This is a genomic window from Coleofasciculus chthonoplastes PCC 7420 (assembly GCF_000155555.1).
GTDB lineage: Bacteria > Cyanobacteriota > Cyanobacteriia > Cyanobacteriales > Coleofasciculaceae > Coleofasciculus > Coleofasciculus chthonoplastes_A.
Genome location: NZ_DS989844.1, coordinates 163,264 through 180,001, shown reverse-complemented (window position 1 = coordinate 180,001; position 16,738 = coordinate 163,264). Strand labels below are relative to the sequence as shown.

At 43.3% G+C, this 16,738-nt stretch carries 16 protein-coding genes; 14 read left to right on the top strand and 2 right to left on the bottom strand.

Annotated features, from left to right (window positions below):
* Window positions 1-13: 13 nt before the first annotated feature.
* The 11 genes from MC7420_RS06435 to MC7420_RS06385 all read left to right on the top strand — a co-directional run bounded on the left by MC7420_RS06435 (window position 14) and on the right by MC7420_RS06385 (window position 13,177).
* Window positions 14-1,474 carry an NAD(P)/FAD-dependent oxidoreductase gene (locus MC7420_RS06435; protein WP_006099438.1) on the top strand — a complete coding sequence of 487 codons (1,461 nt, stop codon included), beginning with the start codon at window positions 14-16 and terminating at the stop codon, window positions 1,472-1,474.
* A 162-nt stretch (window positions 1,475-1,636) separates the two neighbouring features.
* Window positions 1,637-2,560: a glycosyltransferase gene (locus MC7420_RS06430; protein WP_006099420.1), complete on the top strand. Its 924-nt coding sequence runs from the start codon at window positions 1,637-1,639 to the stop codon at window positions 2,558-2,560.
* Window positions 2,561-2,640: 80 nt separating this feature from the next.
* Window positions 2,641-3,924 carry a glycosyltransferase gene (locus MC7420_RS06425; RefSeq protein WP_044205471.1) on the top strand — a complete coding sequence of 428 codons (1,284 nt, stop codon included), beginning with the start codon at window positions 2,641-2,643 and terminating at the stop codon, window positions 3,922-3,924.
* A gap of 59 nt (window positions 3,925-3,983) precedes the next feature.
* Window positions 3,984-5,021, top strand: a complete 1,038-nt coding sequence (locus MC7420_RS06420) for a glycosyltransferase family 2 protein (RefSeq protein ID WP_006099184.1) — start codon at window positions 3,984-3,986, stop codon at window positions 5,019-5,021.
* A gap of 212 nt (window positions 5,022-5,233) precedes the next feature.
* Window positions 5,234-6,091, top strand: coding sequence for an ABC transporter permease (locus MC7420_RS06415; RefSeq protein WP_006099291.1), 858 nt, complete (start codon window positions 5,234-5,236; stop codon window positions 6,089-6,091).
* A complete protein-coding gene (locus tag MC7420_RS06410) occupies window positions 6,091-7,380 on the top strand; it encodes an ABC transporter ATP-binding protein (RefSeq protein ID WP_006099347.1) in 1,290 nt (429 codons plus the stop codon). The genes MC7420_RS06415 and MC7420_RS06410 overlap by 1 nt, the downstream gene beginning before the upstream one ends.
* 97 nt (window positions 7,381-7,477) lie before the next feature.
* Window positions 7,478-8,359, top strand: coding sequence for a glycosyltransferase family 2 protein (locus tag MC7420_RS06405; RefSeq protein WP_006099311.1), 882 nt, complete (start codon window positions 7,478-7,480; stop codon window positions 8,357-8,359).
* Between the two features lie 79 nt (window positions 8,360-8,438).
* On the top strand, window positions 8,439-10,049 hold the full coding sequence (locus MC7420_RS06400; protein WP_006099173.1) for a GMC oxidoreductase: 1,611 nt from the start codon (window positions 8,439-8,441) through the stop codon (window positions 10,047-10,049).
* Window positions 10,050-10,212: 163 nt separating this feature from the next.
* Window positions 10,213-11,433, top strand: coding sequence for a glycosyltransferase 87 family protein (locus MC7420_RS06395; RefSeq protein ID WP_006099285.1), 1,221 nt, complete (start codon window positions 10,213-10,215; stop codon window positions 11,431-11,433).
* Between the two features lie 74 nt (window positions 11,434-11,507).
* Window positions 11,508-12,221: a class I SAM-dependent methyltransferase gene (locus MC7420_RS06390; protein ID WP_006099312.1), complete on the top strand. Its 714-nt coding sequence runs from the start codon at window positions 11,508-11,510 to the stop codon at window positions 12,219-12,221.
* A 29-nt stretch (window positions 12,222-12,250) separates the two neighbouring features.
* Window positions 12,251-13,177, top strand: coding sequence for a glycosyltransferase family 2 protein (locus MC7420_RS06385; RefSeq protein WP_006099334.1), 927 nt, complete (start codon window positions 12,251-12,253; stop codon window positions 13,175-13,177).
* Window positions 13,178-13,482: 305 nt separating this feature from the next.
* Here the strand turns inward: MC7420_RS06385 and MC7420_RS06380 are convergent, their stop codons facing one another.
* Both MC7420_RS06380 and MC7420_RS39255 read right to left on the bottom strand, forming a co-directional pair.
* Window positions 13,483-15,081: a glycosyltransferase family 39 protein gene (locus tag MC7420_RS06380; protein WP_044205467.1), complete on the bottom strand. Its 1,599-nt coding sequence runs from the start codon at window positions 15,079-15,081 to the stop codon at window positions 13,483-13,485.
* A 176-nt stretch (window positions 15,082-15,257) separates the two neighbouring features.
* Entirely contained in the window at window positions 15,258-15,449 is a 192-nt protein-coding gene (locus tag MC7420_RS39255; RefSeq protein ID WP_157453062.1) for a hypothetical protein, read from the bottom strand.
* A gap of 15 nt (window positions 15,450-15,464) precedes the next feature.
* Between MC7420_RS39255 and MC7420_RS06375 the strand changes: the two genes are divergently transcribed.
* The 3 genes from MC7420_RS06375 to MC7420_RS06365 all read left to right on the top strand — a co-directional run bounded on the left by MC7420_RS06375 (window position 15,465) and on the right by MC7420_RS06365 (window position 16,636).
* Window positions 15,465-16,013 carry a Uma2 family endonuclease gene (locus MC7420_RS06375; RefSeq protein WP_006099331.1) on the top strand — a complete coding sequence of 183 codons (549 nt, stop codon included), beginning with the start codon at window positions 15,465-15,467 and terminating at the stop codon, window positions 16,011-16,013.
* Between the two features lie 166 nt (window positions 16,014-16,179).
* Entirely contained in the window at window positions 16,180-16,431 is a 252-nt protein-coding gene (locus MC7420_RS06370) for a DUF4258 domain-containing protein (RefSeq protein WP_006099273.1), read from the top strand.
* Window positions 16,432-16,435: 4 nt separating this feature from the next.
* Window positions 16,436-16,636 carry a DUF2283 domain-containing protein gene (locus MC7420_RS06365; protein ID WP_006099321.1) on the top strand — a complete coding sequence of 67 codons (201 nt, stop codon included), beginning with the start codon at window positions 16,436-16,438 and terminating at the stop codon, window positions 16,634-16,636.
* Window positions 16,637-16,738: the final 102 nt, after the last annotated feature.

Sequence of the window (16,738 nt, the reverse complement as noted above, 5' to 3'; positions counted from 1 at the left end):
AGGAGGCAAATCCTTGACCCATCATCCAGTGGTAATTATTGGAGGCGGTCCTGCTGGCTTGACGGCGGGTTACGAACTACTCAAACGGGGAATTAAACCCATCGTCTTGGAAAAAGCAGATAAAGTAGGTGGAATTTCCCGCACCGAAACCTACAAAGACTATCGCTTTGACATTGGCGGTCATCGCTTTTTCACTAAAGTTGGTGAAGTCGATCGGTTTTGGCATGAAATTCTAGAAGACGAATTTATCCAAGTCCCGCGTCTTTCCCGCATTTACTATCAGGGCAAGTTTTACAACTATCCCCTTTCTCTATTCAACGCCCTATCCAATCTTGGCATCATTCAAAGTTTCCTAATTCTGGTGAGTTACTTAAGAGCAAAACTCAGGGCTAGATTAAACCCTGATTTTGAGCCAGAAACTTTTGAAGAGTGGGTGATTGACTGCTTTGGGCGTCGCCTCTATAGAATCTTCTTCAAGACTTATACCGAGAAAGTGTGGGGAATTCCTTGTACTCAAATTCGCGCTGACTGGGCAGCACAGCGCATTCAAAATATGTCTCTCAAACGAGCGGTAATCAACGCCGTTTTCAAAAGTCAAAATGCCAAAAGCTTAATTAAAGAATTTAAGTATCCGATTTTGGGACCGGGAATGATGTGGGAACGTTGCCAGGAAAAGCTAGAGAGTCAAGGTGCTCCGGTGTATCTGCATACAACCGTGACTCGCATCGAACGGGAAGGCACTCGGATTAAGAGGATCACGGCAAAACAAGGGGATGAAACACTCCAATTTACAGGCGACCATTTCATTTCTAGTATGCCTGTAACTGCCCTTCTGTATCGACTCGACCCCCCGCCCCCTGACTATGTATTAGAAGCGGCAAAGGGTCTCAAGTATCGGGATTTTCTGATTGTGTCACTGGTTATTAATCAGCAAGATCTATTTCCCGACAACTGGATTTACATTCATAGCCCAGAATTCAAAGTTGGACGCATTCAAAACTTCAAAAATTGGAGTCCAGCAATGGTGCCTGATCCGAGTAAAACCTGCTTGGGGATGGAGTATTTTTGCAGCGAAGGAGATCAACTTTGGGAATTGTCGGATGTTGAGCTGATTGAGTTAGCCAGTCGTGAGGCGATTGATCTAAATATAGGTGTTAATCAGGGTGATGTTGAAGACGGCGTGGTTATCCGTCAACATAAAGCCTATCCCGTTTATGACGGCGAATACCGTAAACATCTTCAAGTCATTCAAGAGTATATCCAGACCTTTGAAAATCTGCAAACCGTGGGTCGCAATGGTATGCACCGATACAACAATCAAGACCACTCCATGCTAACAGCAATGCTAGCCGTGAAAAACATCCTCGGCGAAAATCACGATTTGTGGAATGTCAATGTTGAGCGGTCTTACCACGAGGAGTTTACTACAGAGGAGTCGCCCAAAAAGCCCCAGCAACAGCTTGTGGCAAAGTAAACAAACTTTCGAGTTTTGAGTCTGTAGGGGCGCGTTTCACCACTATCTTTTCGGTTGCACCCAGATGGGACTAAACCCGCCCCGATGCAGATTTCTAGACTATAAACCGCCTGTCCCTATAGAGTTGATTGAATAAAAAATCACCGCTTTCTCGCCAAGGAAATGGAATCTCATTCTCATCCATTTGTATCTGTCATCATTCCCGTCTATAATGACGCCGAGCGTCTGAAACTCTGTTTAGAGGCTCTGGAAAATCAGACCTATCCCAAAACAGGATATGAAGTGATTGTTGTCGATAATGCATCTGATGAAGCCGCAGATATTAAAGGGGTAGTCGCTAAATTTAGTCAAGCGATCGCGGCTTATGAAAGCACTCCCGGTTCTTATGCGGCTCGGAACAAAGGGATATCCTTGGCGAAAGGTGAGGTGATTGCTTTTACCGATGCTGACTGTATTCCCGATGCAAATTGGTTGGAATCAGGACTCCATCGTTTACTGAATGTACCTAATTGTGGCTTAGTGGCGGGTTGTGTGGAACTCTTTTTTCAAGATCCCCAGCAAGCGACTCCAGTTGAGCTGTACGAGAGTATTACGGCTTTCCCTCAACAGCGACTTCTAGAACAGTATCAAGGAGCAGCAACTGCTAATTTGTTTACGTTTCGCCGCATCTTTGATCAGGTGGGACTGTTTAATGCTAGCCTCCGATCTAATGGTGATATCGATTGGGGAAAGCGAGTTTATGCGGCGGGTTACCAGCAAGTTTATGCTGATGACGTGTGTGTCGCACATCCGGCTCGCCGCACGTTTAAGCAACTTTACACCCGTACAGCACGATTAGCCGGAGGAATTTACAACCGTTTCATTCTACCTGAGCATTCTTTTATCCAACGCAATAAGACGTTTGCACGACTCCTAGTCGAAGATTTGATTCCCCCGATTAACTTTATTATTAGCGCCTTTCGCGATTCTCGTTTGACGAATTGGAATCAACGATTTACCGTGTGCTGGGTATTTTTAGGCGTTCGATCAATCAGCGCGTTAGAAAAAATTCGCCTTAAACTGGGTGGTGTTCCTAACCGGGGATAATTCGTCATTGTTGTATTGAGCAGGGGGATAAGCCTATTCTAAATATTCAACTCTTGGAAACCCTGAATTATGGCATCGGTATGAGAATCGCATTTATTGTCTGTCAATTCCCACTTCTCTCAGAGACTTTTATTTTAAACCAGATCACCGGCTTGATTGATCGAGGTCATGAGGTTGATATTTATGCCGATCATCTGGAAAACACCGTAAAAGTACATCCCGATGTCGAAACGTATCGATTATTAGAACGAACCTATCAGCTTATTCAAGTTCCTGATAATCTGATTTGGCGGGTTCTCAAGGGTATCGGATTATTTGTTGTTAATTTTTGTAAATCGCCTCGATTATTACTGAAATCTCTAAATATTAGCCAATATGGACTACAAGCCGCTAGTTTATGGTTAATGTATTCTGCCATCTCCTTGATCAATAAGCAACCGTATGACATTATCCATTGTCAATTTGGGACGCAAGGCTATCGAGGAATGTTTTTCAAAAATATTTTACAGCCAACGCCAAAGCTGATTGTCATGTTTCGAGGTCATGATATTAGCCGATATGTCCAAGAGCAGGGCGATCGCGTCTATGATGAGATCTTTAAATCCGGCGATTTCTTTCTGACAAACTGCGAGTTTTTTCGGCAGCGTGTGATTCAGTTAGGTGGCAATCCTGAACAAACGGCGGTTCATCGTTCTGGCTTAGATTGCCGTAAATTTCAATTTATTCCCCGTCAGTTAAGCGCTGACGGAATTATTCATATTACCACAACAGGACGCTTGGTGGAGAAAAAGGGAATTGAGTACGCCATCCGTGCTGTAGCTCAACAGGCTCAGGTTTATCCAAAACTGGAATACCAAATCATCGGAGATGGTGTCCTAAAGGGAAACTTGCAAACAGTTATTCAACAGCTTAATGCCGAATCATTCATCAAGTTAGTTGGTTGGAAAACCGAGCAAGAAATCATTGAGATTCTAGAACAATCTCACATCTTTCTCGCTCCTAGCATCACCGCTCAAGATGGTAATCAGGATGCACCCATTAATGTCCTCAAAGAAGCAATGGCAATGGGATTACCAGTAATTAGCACCTATCATGGTGGTATTCCTGAGCTAGTTGAAGATGGCGTTTCTGGCTTTTTAGTCCCTGAGTGTGATGCCGAAGCATTAGCCGAAAAGCTAGGATATTTGATTGATCACCCGGAGCGCTGGATAGAGATGGGACAGGCGGGACGCGCTTATGTCGAGCAACACTATGATATTCATCAATTAAATGACAAGCTAGTTCAGCTTTATCAGCGACTCTTAGAAACAGATGATATAGCCGTGCGATCGCAACCAGTCCTCATGGAACCTAGCCATCCCTAGATTACCCCAAAAAAGTAAGCTTATCAGACAACTATTTTCAGTCAGGATAGGAGTTAATTATGACCGAACCCATTATCACCATCGTTGTTGTCCCGCGTGAGCGATTTAGCTGCGCTCCTCAATCTCTGGAAAGCATTTACGAATATACCCAGATCCCGTTCAAGCTGGTCTATGTTGATGGCAATTCACCCGCTCATATTAGCCACTACTTAGAGACAAAAGCCGCCGAAAAACAGTTCACGCTGATTCGCAAAGACTATTATCTCTATCCTAATCAAGCCAGAAACATAGGCTTAGCAGAGGTTGATACCCCCTATTTTGTCTTCGTGGACAACGACGTGATTGTCACCGCCGGTTGGCTGCAAGCGCTGATCAATTGTGCCCAAGAGACAGGTGCAGCCGTCGTCGGTCCTCTGATGTGTCAATACGAACCCCTCCATGAAGAGATTCACTTTGCTGGAGGCGAATCTCATATTTGGGTTGATAAAACTGGACGACGGCGTCTGCGTGAAAAAATGTATAGCCAAGGCAAATCCGTCAAAGAAAATCAGTCGCAGCTACAGCGCCAAGAAACAGAATTGGCTGAATTTCATTGCGTTCTCGTCCGCAAATCCATCTTCGATAAAATTGGACAACTGGATGAGCAAATGCTCAACACCAAAGAGCATTTAGACTTTTGCATGAGTGTGCGAGACGTCGGAGGCTCTGTCTATTTTGAACCCAGATGCGTGGTTACCTATGTACCGGGTTCTCCCTCGGAGTGGGGGGATTTGCACTACTACATGTTGCGTTGGAGTGACGATTGGACATTGGCGAGTCTCAACCGCCTGCGAGAAAAGTGGAATTTAGCAGAAGATAGTTACTTTACCACTAAATACAAAAAGCTGGGGTGGCGACGCAAAATGAGTATCGTTGCTCCGATCATTTTCCGGTTAACCTTTGGACTCTATAGTCCTAAGCTAGAGAAGGTGCTGATGTGGTTCGATCATCGCCTAAATCGCTACTTGACCACTCGTCATGCAAAGGAACAAAAACGGCAGCAGCAGTTTACTAATTCGCCTGCTCAAAATTTAGTCTCAAGTCCGGCTAATCGTTAACCACTCACTACCCCTAAAATAATTCTGACTCAAAGCATGACAAATGACAAATGACAAATGATAAAAATATCTTGATAGAGAACAAACTTATCGGTGTAATCCGTGTATAAATAAGCTCTCAATTCCCTACCCCAATCTCCCCAATAAATCCGTGAAATCAGTGTTTTGACAAATGACGAACCCCACTGTTAAGTTTAATTCCACCTACTTCTATGAAGTTTAATCCGTTGCCAGAAGTTGTTTACACACCGGAGAGTATGCTTAGGCGTCCGGTGCAGCTTAGCAAGCTAATGTGGAGAGACTTACTGGCATCACGAGAACTGGCTTGGCGACTGCTGGTGCGTAATATCAGCGCTCAATATCGTCAGTCATTTCTAGGGATTGCTTGGGCATTTCTCCCCCCAATTCTGATGGCAGCAGGCTTTACCCTGGCTGGAGAAGCTAAAGTCATTCAAGTGGGACCAACAGATCTGCCTTATCCAGCCTATGTTATGTTTAGTATGACACTCTGGCAGACGTTTGTGGAAGCACTCAATGGTCCGGTGCAGGCGGTAATCACTGCCAAACCAATGCTGGCTAGGGTCAATTTTCCACGAGAAGCAATTATTTTAGCAAAAGTAGGAGAGGTTTTGTTCAATTTTGCGATTAAACTAATACTAATCGTGGCATTGTTTCTCTGGTTTCGCATTCCGGTCAGTTGGACAGTCATTTTGGCACCCGTGGCATTGATTCATCTGATTATGCTAGGAACATTCATTGGCACATTGCTATCTCCCTTGGGAGTTTTATATCAGGACGTATCCAAGGCATTGTCTATGATTACAGGCTTTTGGCTATTTATGACACCTGTGATTTATCCAGTTCCTACCGAAGGTGCTTTTAGTGTGTTGGTGAAACTCAATCCCGTTACTCCGTTACTGGTGACAACTAGGGAATTGGCAACCACGGGAGTGATATCCGATGCTTCTGGGTTTTGGATCGTTAGTGTCCTCACATTCATGGGGTTACTGCTAACATGGGTTGCATTTCGTCTGGCAATGCCTTATGTAATTGAGCGGGTAAGTTCCTAATGACTAGAACAATTCCTGAGAGTACAGACAAAGAAATTCCCATTCAGCCTGATGACAATGATGTTGTTGTCTCTGTGGATGGGGTATCTAAGAAGTTTTGTCGCGACTTAAAGCGCTCTTTATTTTATGGTGTACAAGATATCACCACCGATTTAGTCGGGGGACGACGCAAGAGTGAAGTGTTACGTCCTCATGAGTTTTGGGCGTTAAATGATGTTAGTTTTCAGTTACGGCGAGGCGAAGCGCTGGGTTTAGTTGGCGCGAATGGTGCAGGGAAAAGTACACTACTTCGCATTATTAGTGGTTTGATTAAACCCGATTCGGGTTCGGTCAGAGTGAGGGGAAGGGTAGCCCCCCTGATTGCCCTTGGTGCAGGATTTAATCCGATTCTCACGGGACGAGAAAATATTTATGCCAATATGTCCATTCTGGGGTTATCGACTCAAGAAATTAAGGCGAAATTTGAGGAGGTGATAGAATTTGCCGAGATTTGGGATGCGATTGATGCACCTGTGCAAACCTATAGTTCAGGTATGGCAGCACGATTAGGGTTTGCCTGCGCTATTCATATTGAACCGGAAATTTTATTAATTGACGAAGTACTAGCGGTTGGTGATATTCAATTTAAAATGAAGTGCCATCATCGCTTGGCACAATTGCAAGAAAATGGAACAGCGTTTATGCTGGTTTCTCATAATCCATACAATATTTTAAATGTTTGTGAATCGGCTATTTATTTAAAACGAGGTAATCTTATCCTTAGCGATGAAGCTGAAGCCGTAATTCAGCACTATGAAGCCGATCTTTGTTTAGCAGGAACGAGTCCAACATCAGGTTTAGTCGTTTTACCCGAAAAGTCAGAAACTGAAAGTCTGGGACTGGATATTGTATCGATTTGCTTTAAAAATGAGCAGGGTCAGCTTTTGGAAATGCTCAGAACAGGTGAGCCTGCTTATTTATGCCTTACTTGCCAAGCTTTTCGGTTTATAGATAATGTGAATGTGGGTATCGTAATTACATCCTTATCGGGTGGCGATCAACGGGTATTATCGATTACCTCAGATCTTGACAATGAGTGTTTAGAAATTCATCCGGGCAAGGTTGAAATTCACATGCAAATGCCTTATTGTGGTTTAATACCTGGAAAATACAATTCTAAAGTTTATATAAGAAGAGGGGTGATGTCTCTCGATAAATATAAATCTTTTAGATTTGCCGTAGAACCCAGCAAAACAACAAGCCGATGTTTATTTTATCAACCGAGGACTTGGCAAGTAGTCCAAAAGTAAAGTATTGAATGTAGAATTATTTAAAGGAAGAATTTTAGCAATATGGACAAAGAATGTGTAAAATAAAATGTTTTTTTAAACACTAAATGCTGCTGTTATGAGTTCTCCCTTACTTAGTATTGTCATTCCCACGCGCGATCGCGCCCAGTTGCTGCCCTATGCTGTCAAAAGTGCCTTAGCGCAAACCCAACCAGATATTGAAGTGATTGTTGTCGATGATGGCTCTCTAAAGCCTGTAGATTTATCTCCTGATCCTCGACTAAAGATTATTAACTTGACGACCTCTAGAGGAGGTGCAGCAGCACGGAATGTGGGAACTGAGATGGCTAGAGGAAAATGGATTACTTATTTAGACGATGATGATTGTTTGTTACCTCACATGGTAGAGCTTTCTCTCGACGCTTTGGCAAAAACAACCCTTCCATCTCCAGTCGGTGTTATTTCCGGAATTGAGGTGGTTAACTTGAATCGGGAAGTCCTTAAAAAACGTCTACCTCCACCGATTCGTCTTAAAGGGTGTCATTTTTCTCTCGAAAATCTAGAGCCGGGTAAGTCCTATACTACTAAACAAACATTAGTCGTTGAGCGGGAAGTGATTAATAAAATTGGCGGATGGGACGAATCGTTTCGCTCTCGCGTCCACACGGAGTTATTCTTGCGACTTAATTTAGTTTGCACAATTATTGGTCTACCCATTATTACCTACCAGCTACTTCGGGATCAGCAGGCTAGAGTGTCTCGCGACCCAAACCTCCGTCAAGAAAGCTTTTATCGCCTGATTGAAAAACATCATGACATCTTTAAAGCCCATCCCAAAATGTTTTCTGAATTTGTTTATCAGCAAGCTTGGACATCTTATCAAATGGGACAAAAAAAAGCGGCGCTCACTCATTTACTCTGGGCGTTAGAACTTCACCCAACTCATATTTTAGGGTTGAGTCTGAGGACAAGTTTATCTCGATTGACTAAGCTCCGCTAACGGTTCCTGCTTTGACGCGATCGCGTCTTTCTTAGCTTTCTCAGCAACGAAGTTTTATTGAATAAAGAATGGAGGTTTTATGATTACCGATATCCTGGAAATGGGTGAGCAAACGAAGCTACAAGCGCAGGTGGTTGTGATTGGCTCCGGGATTGCAGGCTCTGAGGTGGCAACCTACCTGGCACGTCATGGTCGAGAAGTAGTGCTTCTAGAAAGTGGGCGTCACCAGTTCGACCCCTCGATCCAGGCATTAAATGATGTAACATTTCTGGGTAAACGCCATCGCGAGTTAAATCCCAACTCTTATTACCATCGCTACCTTCCACCTGAGCTACGCGGAGTCAGTCGCGTGCGTCAGTTTGGTGGCACAAGTAACGTTTGGACAGGGAAATGGAAATATCTGCAACCCTCTGATTTCGAAGGTAGACCGTGGGTGGCTAACAGTAGTTGGCCCCTCAGCTATACCGATCTCTTGGAACACTACCGCTCAGCCGCAAAAGATTATGGTTTTGGGGACTTGGAGGCAGAAGCCGTTCGCCCTGAAATTGCAGAACTTCGCGCCAAGATTGCGGCGGGCGGTTTAAAAATGAGCAGCTTCTATTGGGAGCAGACACCGACACGCACAGCAGTGCGCTTTGGTGAAGATATGCGTCGCTCGCCAAACTTACACGTTATCTTAGGTGCGACTGCAACTGAATTAAAACTCGATGCTTCCTGTCAACGGGTGAACGCCGTTGTTTGCCGTTCTCTTGAGGGTAAAGAACTTATCGTTGAAGGTCAGCATATCATCCTTGCAACTGGAGCATTTGAATCCGCACGCCTCCTCCTCGCCTCCAACCGCCAACTTCCCAGTGGAATCGGCAATGAGCATGACCTGGTTGGTCGCTTTTATACTGACCATCCTAAACACCATACCGGATCTCTACGCCCTGGTCATCTCGTTCGAGAATATGCCCACGAGTTGCAATACGCTCCCAAGCCACGTTTCTGTATCTGTTTTGCTCTAGATGATGCAACTCAGCAAGAGCATGAACTGCTTGAGCATGTCCTCTATCTGAAACCACTCTATACAAAGGGAATCGGGCGACTGCGGCGAAGGTTCTGGAATCGTTCGGCTTGCCGGGATGGGAACGGCATTGTCTCCGCCTATCGAGTTAAGTTTGTCACTGAGCAGGTTCCGCATAAAGGCAGTCGCGTTAAGCTGGGAAGCGAACTTGACGCACTCGGTCAGCACAAGCTGGAGGTTGATTGGTGCTTCACTGACCAAGATCGGCGTTCGATGGCGAAGACTCTGGAACTGTTAACCCAGCGGTTTGCAGCAGTTGGGTTGGGAACCTTTGACTTTGGAAATGATCTGCCCAGTTTAGAGAACATGACCGATGCTGCTCACCAAATGGGTACTACCCGTATGGCGAGTAGACCCGAAGAGGGAGTTGTTGACCCAAACTGTCGAGTGTTTGGGACTGAGAATCTCTATGTAGCCAGTTCAGCCGTGTTTCCCACTGGACCATCTTACTCCCCTACTTTTACAATCCTGGCACTCGCTCGCCGTCTTGGTCAGCATTTGCTAGAGATGACATCAACACAGCAGGAAATAGACATCTCCGAAAAAGAAGCTGAAAGCCTTACGCTGTCTAGGTCGAAATCTCATTTCTGGAGAGGTCTAATGAAGAGAGTTGTAACTCAATAATTTGACAATTAAATCTTTTAGCTCTTTACGGCTATGTTACCGAATCTATTTTCTCAAAAACCCCCAATTTTTTCATGCACGTCCCCAAGACAGGGGGAACTTCTGTAAATTTAGCGATCCAAAGACATTATGGTCGCCAGTATTATTGCATTAATCCTATCCTATGAAAATTTGGACTTACCACCGTCCTAGACTACTGGGTGGCGCGATCGCACTCATTAGTGCGGCTGCCCTTCCCCGGCTGGTATACGAGTTTACACGGCTACTCTGGTTGTCTGATCCAAGTGGGGCGATTGACTTAAAGCAGCGTTACCAAGAGGTACATTTTTGGTTTTCTGGAGAACCTGTCTATAGCCAACTCAACAGCGCCGTTTATCCGCCTGCAAGCTATACCATGCTTTTGCCCTTCCTTGGCTATCCGTCACTGACTGTCGCCAAATGGATCTGGGCGCTCACATCCATCGTTGCACTCATTTGGCTCGCCAACCTGCTGATTAACCAGACTCAGACAAAAAACGTTATAGAGCGTGCTCTGGTGGTTATGACTCCCTTAGCCATGTACGCGACAGGTATTACTATTGGTAACGGTCAACTCACCATCCATATCCTGGTGAGTTTAGTGGCTGGCTTGACTCTAATGTGCCAAAGAAAAAATGGCTGGGGTAAAGATTTATTGGCAAGCTTACTCATCGTTGTGGCACTGGTCAAACCAACTCTAGCCGTTCCCTTTTTCTGGATTGTACTCTTCGTACCTGGTAGAGTGCGACCAACTTTAATGGTCGGGTTAGGATATGTTGCACTGGCTTGGCTAGCAGCAGCGTTTCAAGAATCCGATATCTTTTCCCTTCACCATGACTGGCTTGCCTATGGCATAAAAGCTGCGGCTTGGAGTTCAGCCGGGGGTGGTGCTGGGGGTAGTGATGGCGGTTTAGGTGGCGATATCGGGTATGGTGATTTGCATAGCTTAATGGGAACGCTTGGGCTAAGTGAATGGAATTTTCCCGTGTCGATACTAGTGTTGTTAGCCCTAGGTTGCTGGGTGTATTGGCATCGTTGTGTAGATTTGTGGCTTTTGGTTGGTGTCGTGGCAATTGTGGCACGGGTTTGGACTTACCATCGCGTATACGACGATATGCTAATTTTGCTGTCCATGGTTACACTCTTTCGCATTGCCAAGCAAGATGCCAACAGCAATACGGATCGGGTAGTCAGTGGTATGTTATTCGCGATCGCTCTTATCGCCTCCCTTGTCCCAGCCAGTTTACGTCTTCTCCCCTCACCCTGGGATCTATTTTTCAAAGCTGGACAAACTACTATCTGGATGGTAATGCTGATTTTCCTTCTTGCTCAAGCGCAATGTAAAAAACAGATGCAAGTAAGCTGATAACTTTGACTTGAGACAATCGCACTTTTGCCCAACCTTTAATCACAAAATACAAATTCGATTAACAATTAAACATGAATACACTCCTAGAACAAATTTATAAAACCTCTAAGGTTGAGGATGCAGAGGGAAAGAAGATCAATCCTTTTCCCACGGCTACACCCCAAGACGTTGCCATTATTCTCCAAGAGCAGGTCAAGCAATATAATGCCCAAAACACTCTAGAAATTGGCATGGCTTATGGATTGTCAACTCTGGCAATTTGTCAAGCCCATCACGAAAAAGGCACAGGAAGTCATACCGCTATTGACCCCTCTCAAAGAAAAAATTGGAAATCTATTGGTCTGTTAAATATTAAAAGAGCCGGTTTAGAAGATAGATTTCGATTTATTGAATCTCCTTCTTATACGGCTTTACCCCAACTGTTAGCCGCCGAAGAAAAATTTGACTTTGCATTTATTGACGGTAATCATTTATTCGATTATGCTTTATTGGATTTCTTTTATATTGACAAACTTATTCAGGTGGGAGGTTACATTATGTTTGATGACCTGTGGATGCCTAGCGTAAGAAAAGCGGTATCGTTTGTTTTGAGGAATAGAGCGTATAAATTGGTAAAAATTAAAACGGACGCTAGTTTTTATCTACGGTTTTATCGGATTATTAGACGTATGATTCAGACTCCTATTAACGTTGAAACCAGACTTAAATTTATTCCGAATAACGTATGTTTGGTACAGAAGATAGCTAAAGACAAACGTCGTTGGGATTTTCACCATTCCTTCTAGTACAAACAATTGGGTTTACTAAACTTACGATGAAACAAGAACAGATTTTATTCTCGATTATTATTCCCACCTACAATCGCCCAGAACGATTAGCAACTTGTCTGAACGCGATCGCACATCTTGACTATCCCCGCGATCGCTTTGAGGTGATCGTGGTTGACGATGGTAGCCATACGCCCATCGAACCTGTGGTTACTCCCTTTCGCCAACAGCTAGATATCACCTTGATTACCCAATCCAACGCGGGTCCAGCAACGGCTCGGAACACAGGTGCAGCTAAGGCTAAAGGGGAGTTTCTCGTCTTTACCGACGATGACTGTACACCCGATCCCGATTGGTTAAAAGCCCTCGCTGATCACTTTACCACAGCACCCGATCGCTTGATTGGAGGTCGAGCCATTAATGCGCTTCCAGATAACCTATTTTCAACCGCTAGCCAGTTACTGATTGATTACCTCTACGACTACTACAATACCGATCCCAATCAAGCCACCTTCTTCGCCTCCAACAACTTCGCCCTTGCTAAAGAAACGTTTCATCAGTTAGGCGGCTTCGACATCACCTTTCCCCTAGCAGCGGGAGAGGATCGGGAATGGTGCGATCGCTGGTTAAACCATGGCTACCGGATGATTTATGCGCCAAAAGCTCAAGTTTACCATGCTCATCATCTAACACTTAAACGCTTCTGGCGACAGCATTTCAATTATGGTCGGGGTGCGTTCCACTTTCACCAAATTCGTGCTCAACGTAACCTAGACAAGATGAAGGTAGAACCTTTCTCCTTTTATTTCGATCTACTGACTTATCCCTTTTTACAGCATTCCAAACAACCCAGTTTATTGCTGGCAATCTTGTTTTTCCTATCACAAGTAGCAAATGTCTCAGGTTTTTTCTGGGAACGATCAACTCAAACGTCAACGGCTAAACGTCAACTCTCAAAAACCGCCTTTGACTAACGATAAAACTTACTTAAAACTTTGTTTATACGCGGAGGAAAGAGTTTATCTAGTCAGATATATATTTAGGGATTTTGGTATGTCCCTATCGCCACTCTTCTTCCATACCCTTGAGTCATTTTAGGAGACACAAAAGTGGAGCTATTTCTTACTGCTGGGAGCCGCTGATTCCCTGTTCAGATTTTTGGAGAGATAGTTCCAAAAAGCGTGTGATTAACGCTATCACTTGATCAGCGTCGTTGGGTTCACCATTGCTGTAAGTGTAGTAGCGTTATTTTTTCTTTCTCGCCAAACCTATAGGTTAATTATTGAGCTTTTTTCAATTTACAAAGTGAGCGGCGTTTACCTTGATAAACAAGTTCTATGTTGAAGTTTTGTTCTTTCTCCAATTTCTCTTTTAATTCATCAGAAGGATTAACTAAAAACATATCGCTAAATCCTTGAGCAACTTTAGGAATATTAGATTCATCATAGACTAATTGGAGTTTTACTTTTGGTTCTAAAAGATAGCTCAAAGACATAATACTTCTGCCATCATCCTCAGTTAATTTGTCGATGATAAGTGGAGAAGTAGAGCGATTAATTATTTTGGCTATAGGATAGTTATCATTATTTTTACCCTTATTCCACCAAATTTTGGATTGGGAGATAGTGAGACTTGATACAACTCCCATCGAAAATACTAAGCACACGATAAACAGCCATAATCTCCTTTGCCATATCTTATAGTTTGCCGATACAGAGGAAATTTTCCTTGTAAACAGATAAGCAACTGAAAGCTGAATTCCTAAGTAGCTGGGAATAAGATAACGCGGAACAGTTGAACGTATTCCTCCCTTAATTAAATCGGGTATAATTAGCGGCAGCCAAGGAAGTAAAATCATAATCACGATAAATAACCAGATTTTAGTCGGCGTGTAACGGCAAATAAAATAAATTGTATATCCTAATAATATTGATGTTAATAGCGTTAACAAATAATAAATTACAATACCTATAGGTTGCTCAAATGGAAATTCCCATAAGCTATTTTTGTGAAAATCCCAGAATATAATTTGTAGATTAATAACCCAAGCTTTAATTAGTCCAAGCAAAGGAATTTTTGACTGTCGCCAATCAGATATTTTGTGAGAATTAGTAAAAAGAAAGAATGCCCAAGGCGCAAATGTGAGGATTGCTGCTAGAAATGCCAGGATAAAATTAATAACTGTTTTGTTTAACCTAAATTTATTGATTATGAATACATAACAACCATGTCCAATAGCTAATAATCCCGTCAGCGGATAAGTATAAAGTCCTAGTGATAAAGTCGCTGCATAGGTTCCCCAATGGAATATTTTATTACGTCTGATTGCCCATAAGAATGTGGCACTAGCAAATAAAATTACTACCGTCCATGCGGCGTAATAACGTACTTCTTGAGCGTAAAGTAAATGAAAAGGAGAAACAGCGACCAGTGAGATCGCGAGCCATCCGGTTAAAGATGATTGAAATAATTCTTGGCAAAGCCAGTAAACACAGGGAAATGCCAACAAACTAATGCAAGCTGACAAACTTCTTCTAATTGCGACTGAATCGCCAAACACCTGTGTCCACCATCTTAAGAGCAAATAATATAACGGTGGACTCTGGGGTTCTTCAATGGCTAAAGCTTTAATTACATCGATTGAATTTTTCTCAGGATTAAGCGATTGAAATTTTTGCAATTCCTGATTACTAATCACTCGACCATTCCAGGCTTTAACTTGCTCACCCAACTCTTTCTCGGTATAACCAAAACTATATTTGGTGTTGATAACTTCATCAACCCAATAAACCTTTAAATCTAGATTGGTGAATCTGATAATAATTCCCAAAGTAATTATAATAGCGATCAAACCCTTTAGCCATTTTTTTTTATTCATGGTTAAGACTAATATATATTTAGACTAGAGTAATGCTAGTAGAAGAAGGTAAAACATTGTAAGGTTCACGGTTCAAATTTCTTGGCGATAGTCCCAAACAGCCTGTGATTAACGCTATAAATTGATCAGCGCTCGCGCTCGTCATGACTAGAGGTGTTCAATGCTCTATTTTATTATCACCCGGCTTTTTCTAATTGGTGTTTGTTTCTCAATTGGCACAACCCTGGTAAATGGGTTGAAAGCCGATTCCATTGATCGCAGAGGCGATCGCTTCTCAATCCTAGCCTAATCTTATCGCGAGAAGGGAGTAAAATAGGACTTGCCGCGATCGCACTATGCCTTTCCGGTGATTTAGCTGAATATTCCAATAGCCGAAAATCCCTATGGTCAGAACATTAACCCACTGGACTGTCGCCGATTATCATCAGATGATTGAAAGCGGCATTTTGGCAGGTCGCCAGGTTGAACTACTCGATGGACAAATTATCGATATGTCTCCAGAACTTCCGATTCATCGGGTTACCTATAGACGGGGTGTTAAGTATCTAGAAGCTCTTTTAGGGACTCAAGCGGTTGTCTTTGCCATAGCTCCAGTTACACTACCCAGCGATGGTGAGCCGCCACCGGATATTTGTATCGCTATACCCCCAGAATCTCGCTATGATCAGCGTCATCCCCAACCCCAGGATATTTATTGGCTAATTGAGGTATCCAATTCAACCCTTTCCTATGACTTAAACGATAAGGCTCAAATGTATGCACGGGATCAAATACGAGACTATTGGGTGATCGATATTATCGGGAGTCAGTTGTGGGTGCATCGTGAACCTAACCAGGGAAAGCATCAATCTGTGGTCAAGTATTCGACGGGTATAATTATACCATTAGCCTTGCCAGAAGTAGAAGTGGAAGTCAATAGATTACTTCACTAAGTCGGTAGACACACCGGAAAGTTAACGGCGCTGATGGTCATTGGTCATTTGTCATTTGTCATTAGTAATGGTTTGAGGTCTATTTACAGAACGGGTGGATTGCTGCATTTTATAGAATTGGAAGAATATTTAAAAGCTGGAAACTCGATGAGGACAATACACCGAAATGCAGATTGTTTGGACAAGACATGCACAGGAGCGTCAGCAACAATGGCAACAACGATTAGAGATCACTCGCCAAGAAGTTGAAACAGTATTGATGAATCCTCAACAAGTTATAGTAGAAGATGATGTCTTCGTTGCACAATCTAGGCGTGGAGGTGGTTTACTGAGAGTTATCTTTGTTGAAATTGGTAACACCAAACGCATTTTGACCTTGTACTGGACAAATCAAGTCAATCGATACTGGCAGGGGTAAACTGATGAATGTTAAATATGATTCAGATGCAGATATTCTCATCTTTGTTTTGCGTGATGCTTTTCCAGCCAATGCTATTTCTGAACCAGGAGGCGTGATTGTTAGTTATGACGAAACTGGCGAACCCATTAGTATCGAGTTTCTCAATGCCTCTCAACGCCAATTGTTTAATCCTCAGGAAACGAACCTAATCATTTCTACTTGAATGCTGGAGAGCAAACAAATAGGGTTGGGGGAGATGGGAAAGAGGTAATTAGTGCTGATCCGAAGGGAGTTTCAAATCAATAAGTATGTCTTGTAGGGGCGA

Excerpts from the sequence above, each read along its gene's own strand:
- MC7420_RS06430 (WP_006099420.1), top strand. The coding sequence starts at position 1,637 with ATGGAATCTCATTCTCATCCATTTGTATCTGTCATCATTCCCGTCTAT.
- MC7420_RS06425 (WP_044205471.1), top strand. The coding sequence starts at position 2,641 with ATGAGAATCGCATTTATTGTCTGTCAATTCCCACTTCTCTCAGAGACT.
- MC7420_RS06420 (WP_006099184.1), top strand. The coding sequence starts at position 3,984 with ATGACCGAACCCATTATCACCATCGTTGTTGTCCCGCGTGAGCGATTT.
- MC7420_RS06415 (WP_006099291.1), top strand. The coding sequence starts at position 5,234 with ATGAAGTTTAATCCGTTGCCAGAAGTTGTTTACACACCGGAGAGTATG.
- MC7420_RS06410 (WP_006099347.1), top strand. The coding sequence starts at position 6,091 with ATGACTAGAACAATTCCTGAGAGTACAGACAAAGAAATTCCCATTCAG.
- MC7420_RS06405 (WP_006099311.1), top strand. The coding sequence starts at position 7,478 with ATGAGTTCTCCCTTACTTAGTATTGTCATTCCCACGCGCGATCGCGCC.
- MC7420_RS06400 (WP_006099173.1), top strand. The coding sequence starts at position 8,439 with ATGATTACCGATATCCTGGAAATGGGTGAGCAAACGAAGCTACAAGCG.
- MC7420_RS06395 (WP_006099285.1), top strand. The coding sequence starts at position 10,213 with ATGAAAATTTGGACTTACCACCGTCCTAGACTACTGGGTGGCGCGATC.
- MC7420_RS06390 (WP_006099312.1), top strand. The coding sequence starts at position 11,508 with ATGAATACACTCCTAGAACAAATTTATAAAACCTCTAAGGTTGAGGAT.
- MC7420_RS06385 (WP_006099334.1), top strand. The coding sequence starts at position 12,251 with ATGAAACAAGAACAGATTTTATTCTCGATTATTATTCCCACCTACAAT.
- MC7420_RS06380 (WP_044205467.1), bottom strand. The coding sequence starts at position 15,081 with ATGAATAAAAAAAAATGGCTAAAGGGTTTGATCGCTATTATAATTACT.
- MC7420_RS06375 (WP_006099331.1), top strand. The coding sequence starts at position 15,465 with ATGGTCAGAACATTAACCCACTGGACTGTCGCCGATTATCATCAGATG.
- MC7420_RS06370 (WP_006099273.1), top strand. The coding sequence starts at position 16,180 with ATGCAGATTGTTTGGACAAGACATGCACAGGAGCGTCAGCAACAATGG.
- MC7420_RS06365 (WP_006099321.1), top strand. The coding sequence starts at position 16,436 with ATGAATGTTAAATATGATTCAGATGCAGATATTCTCATCTTTGTTTTG.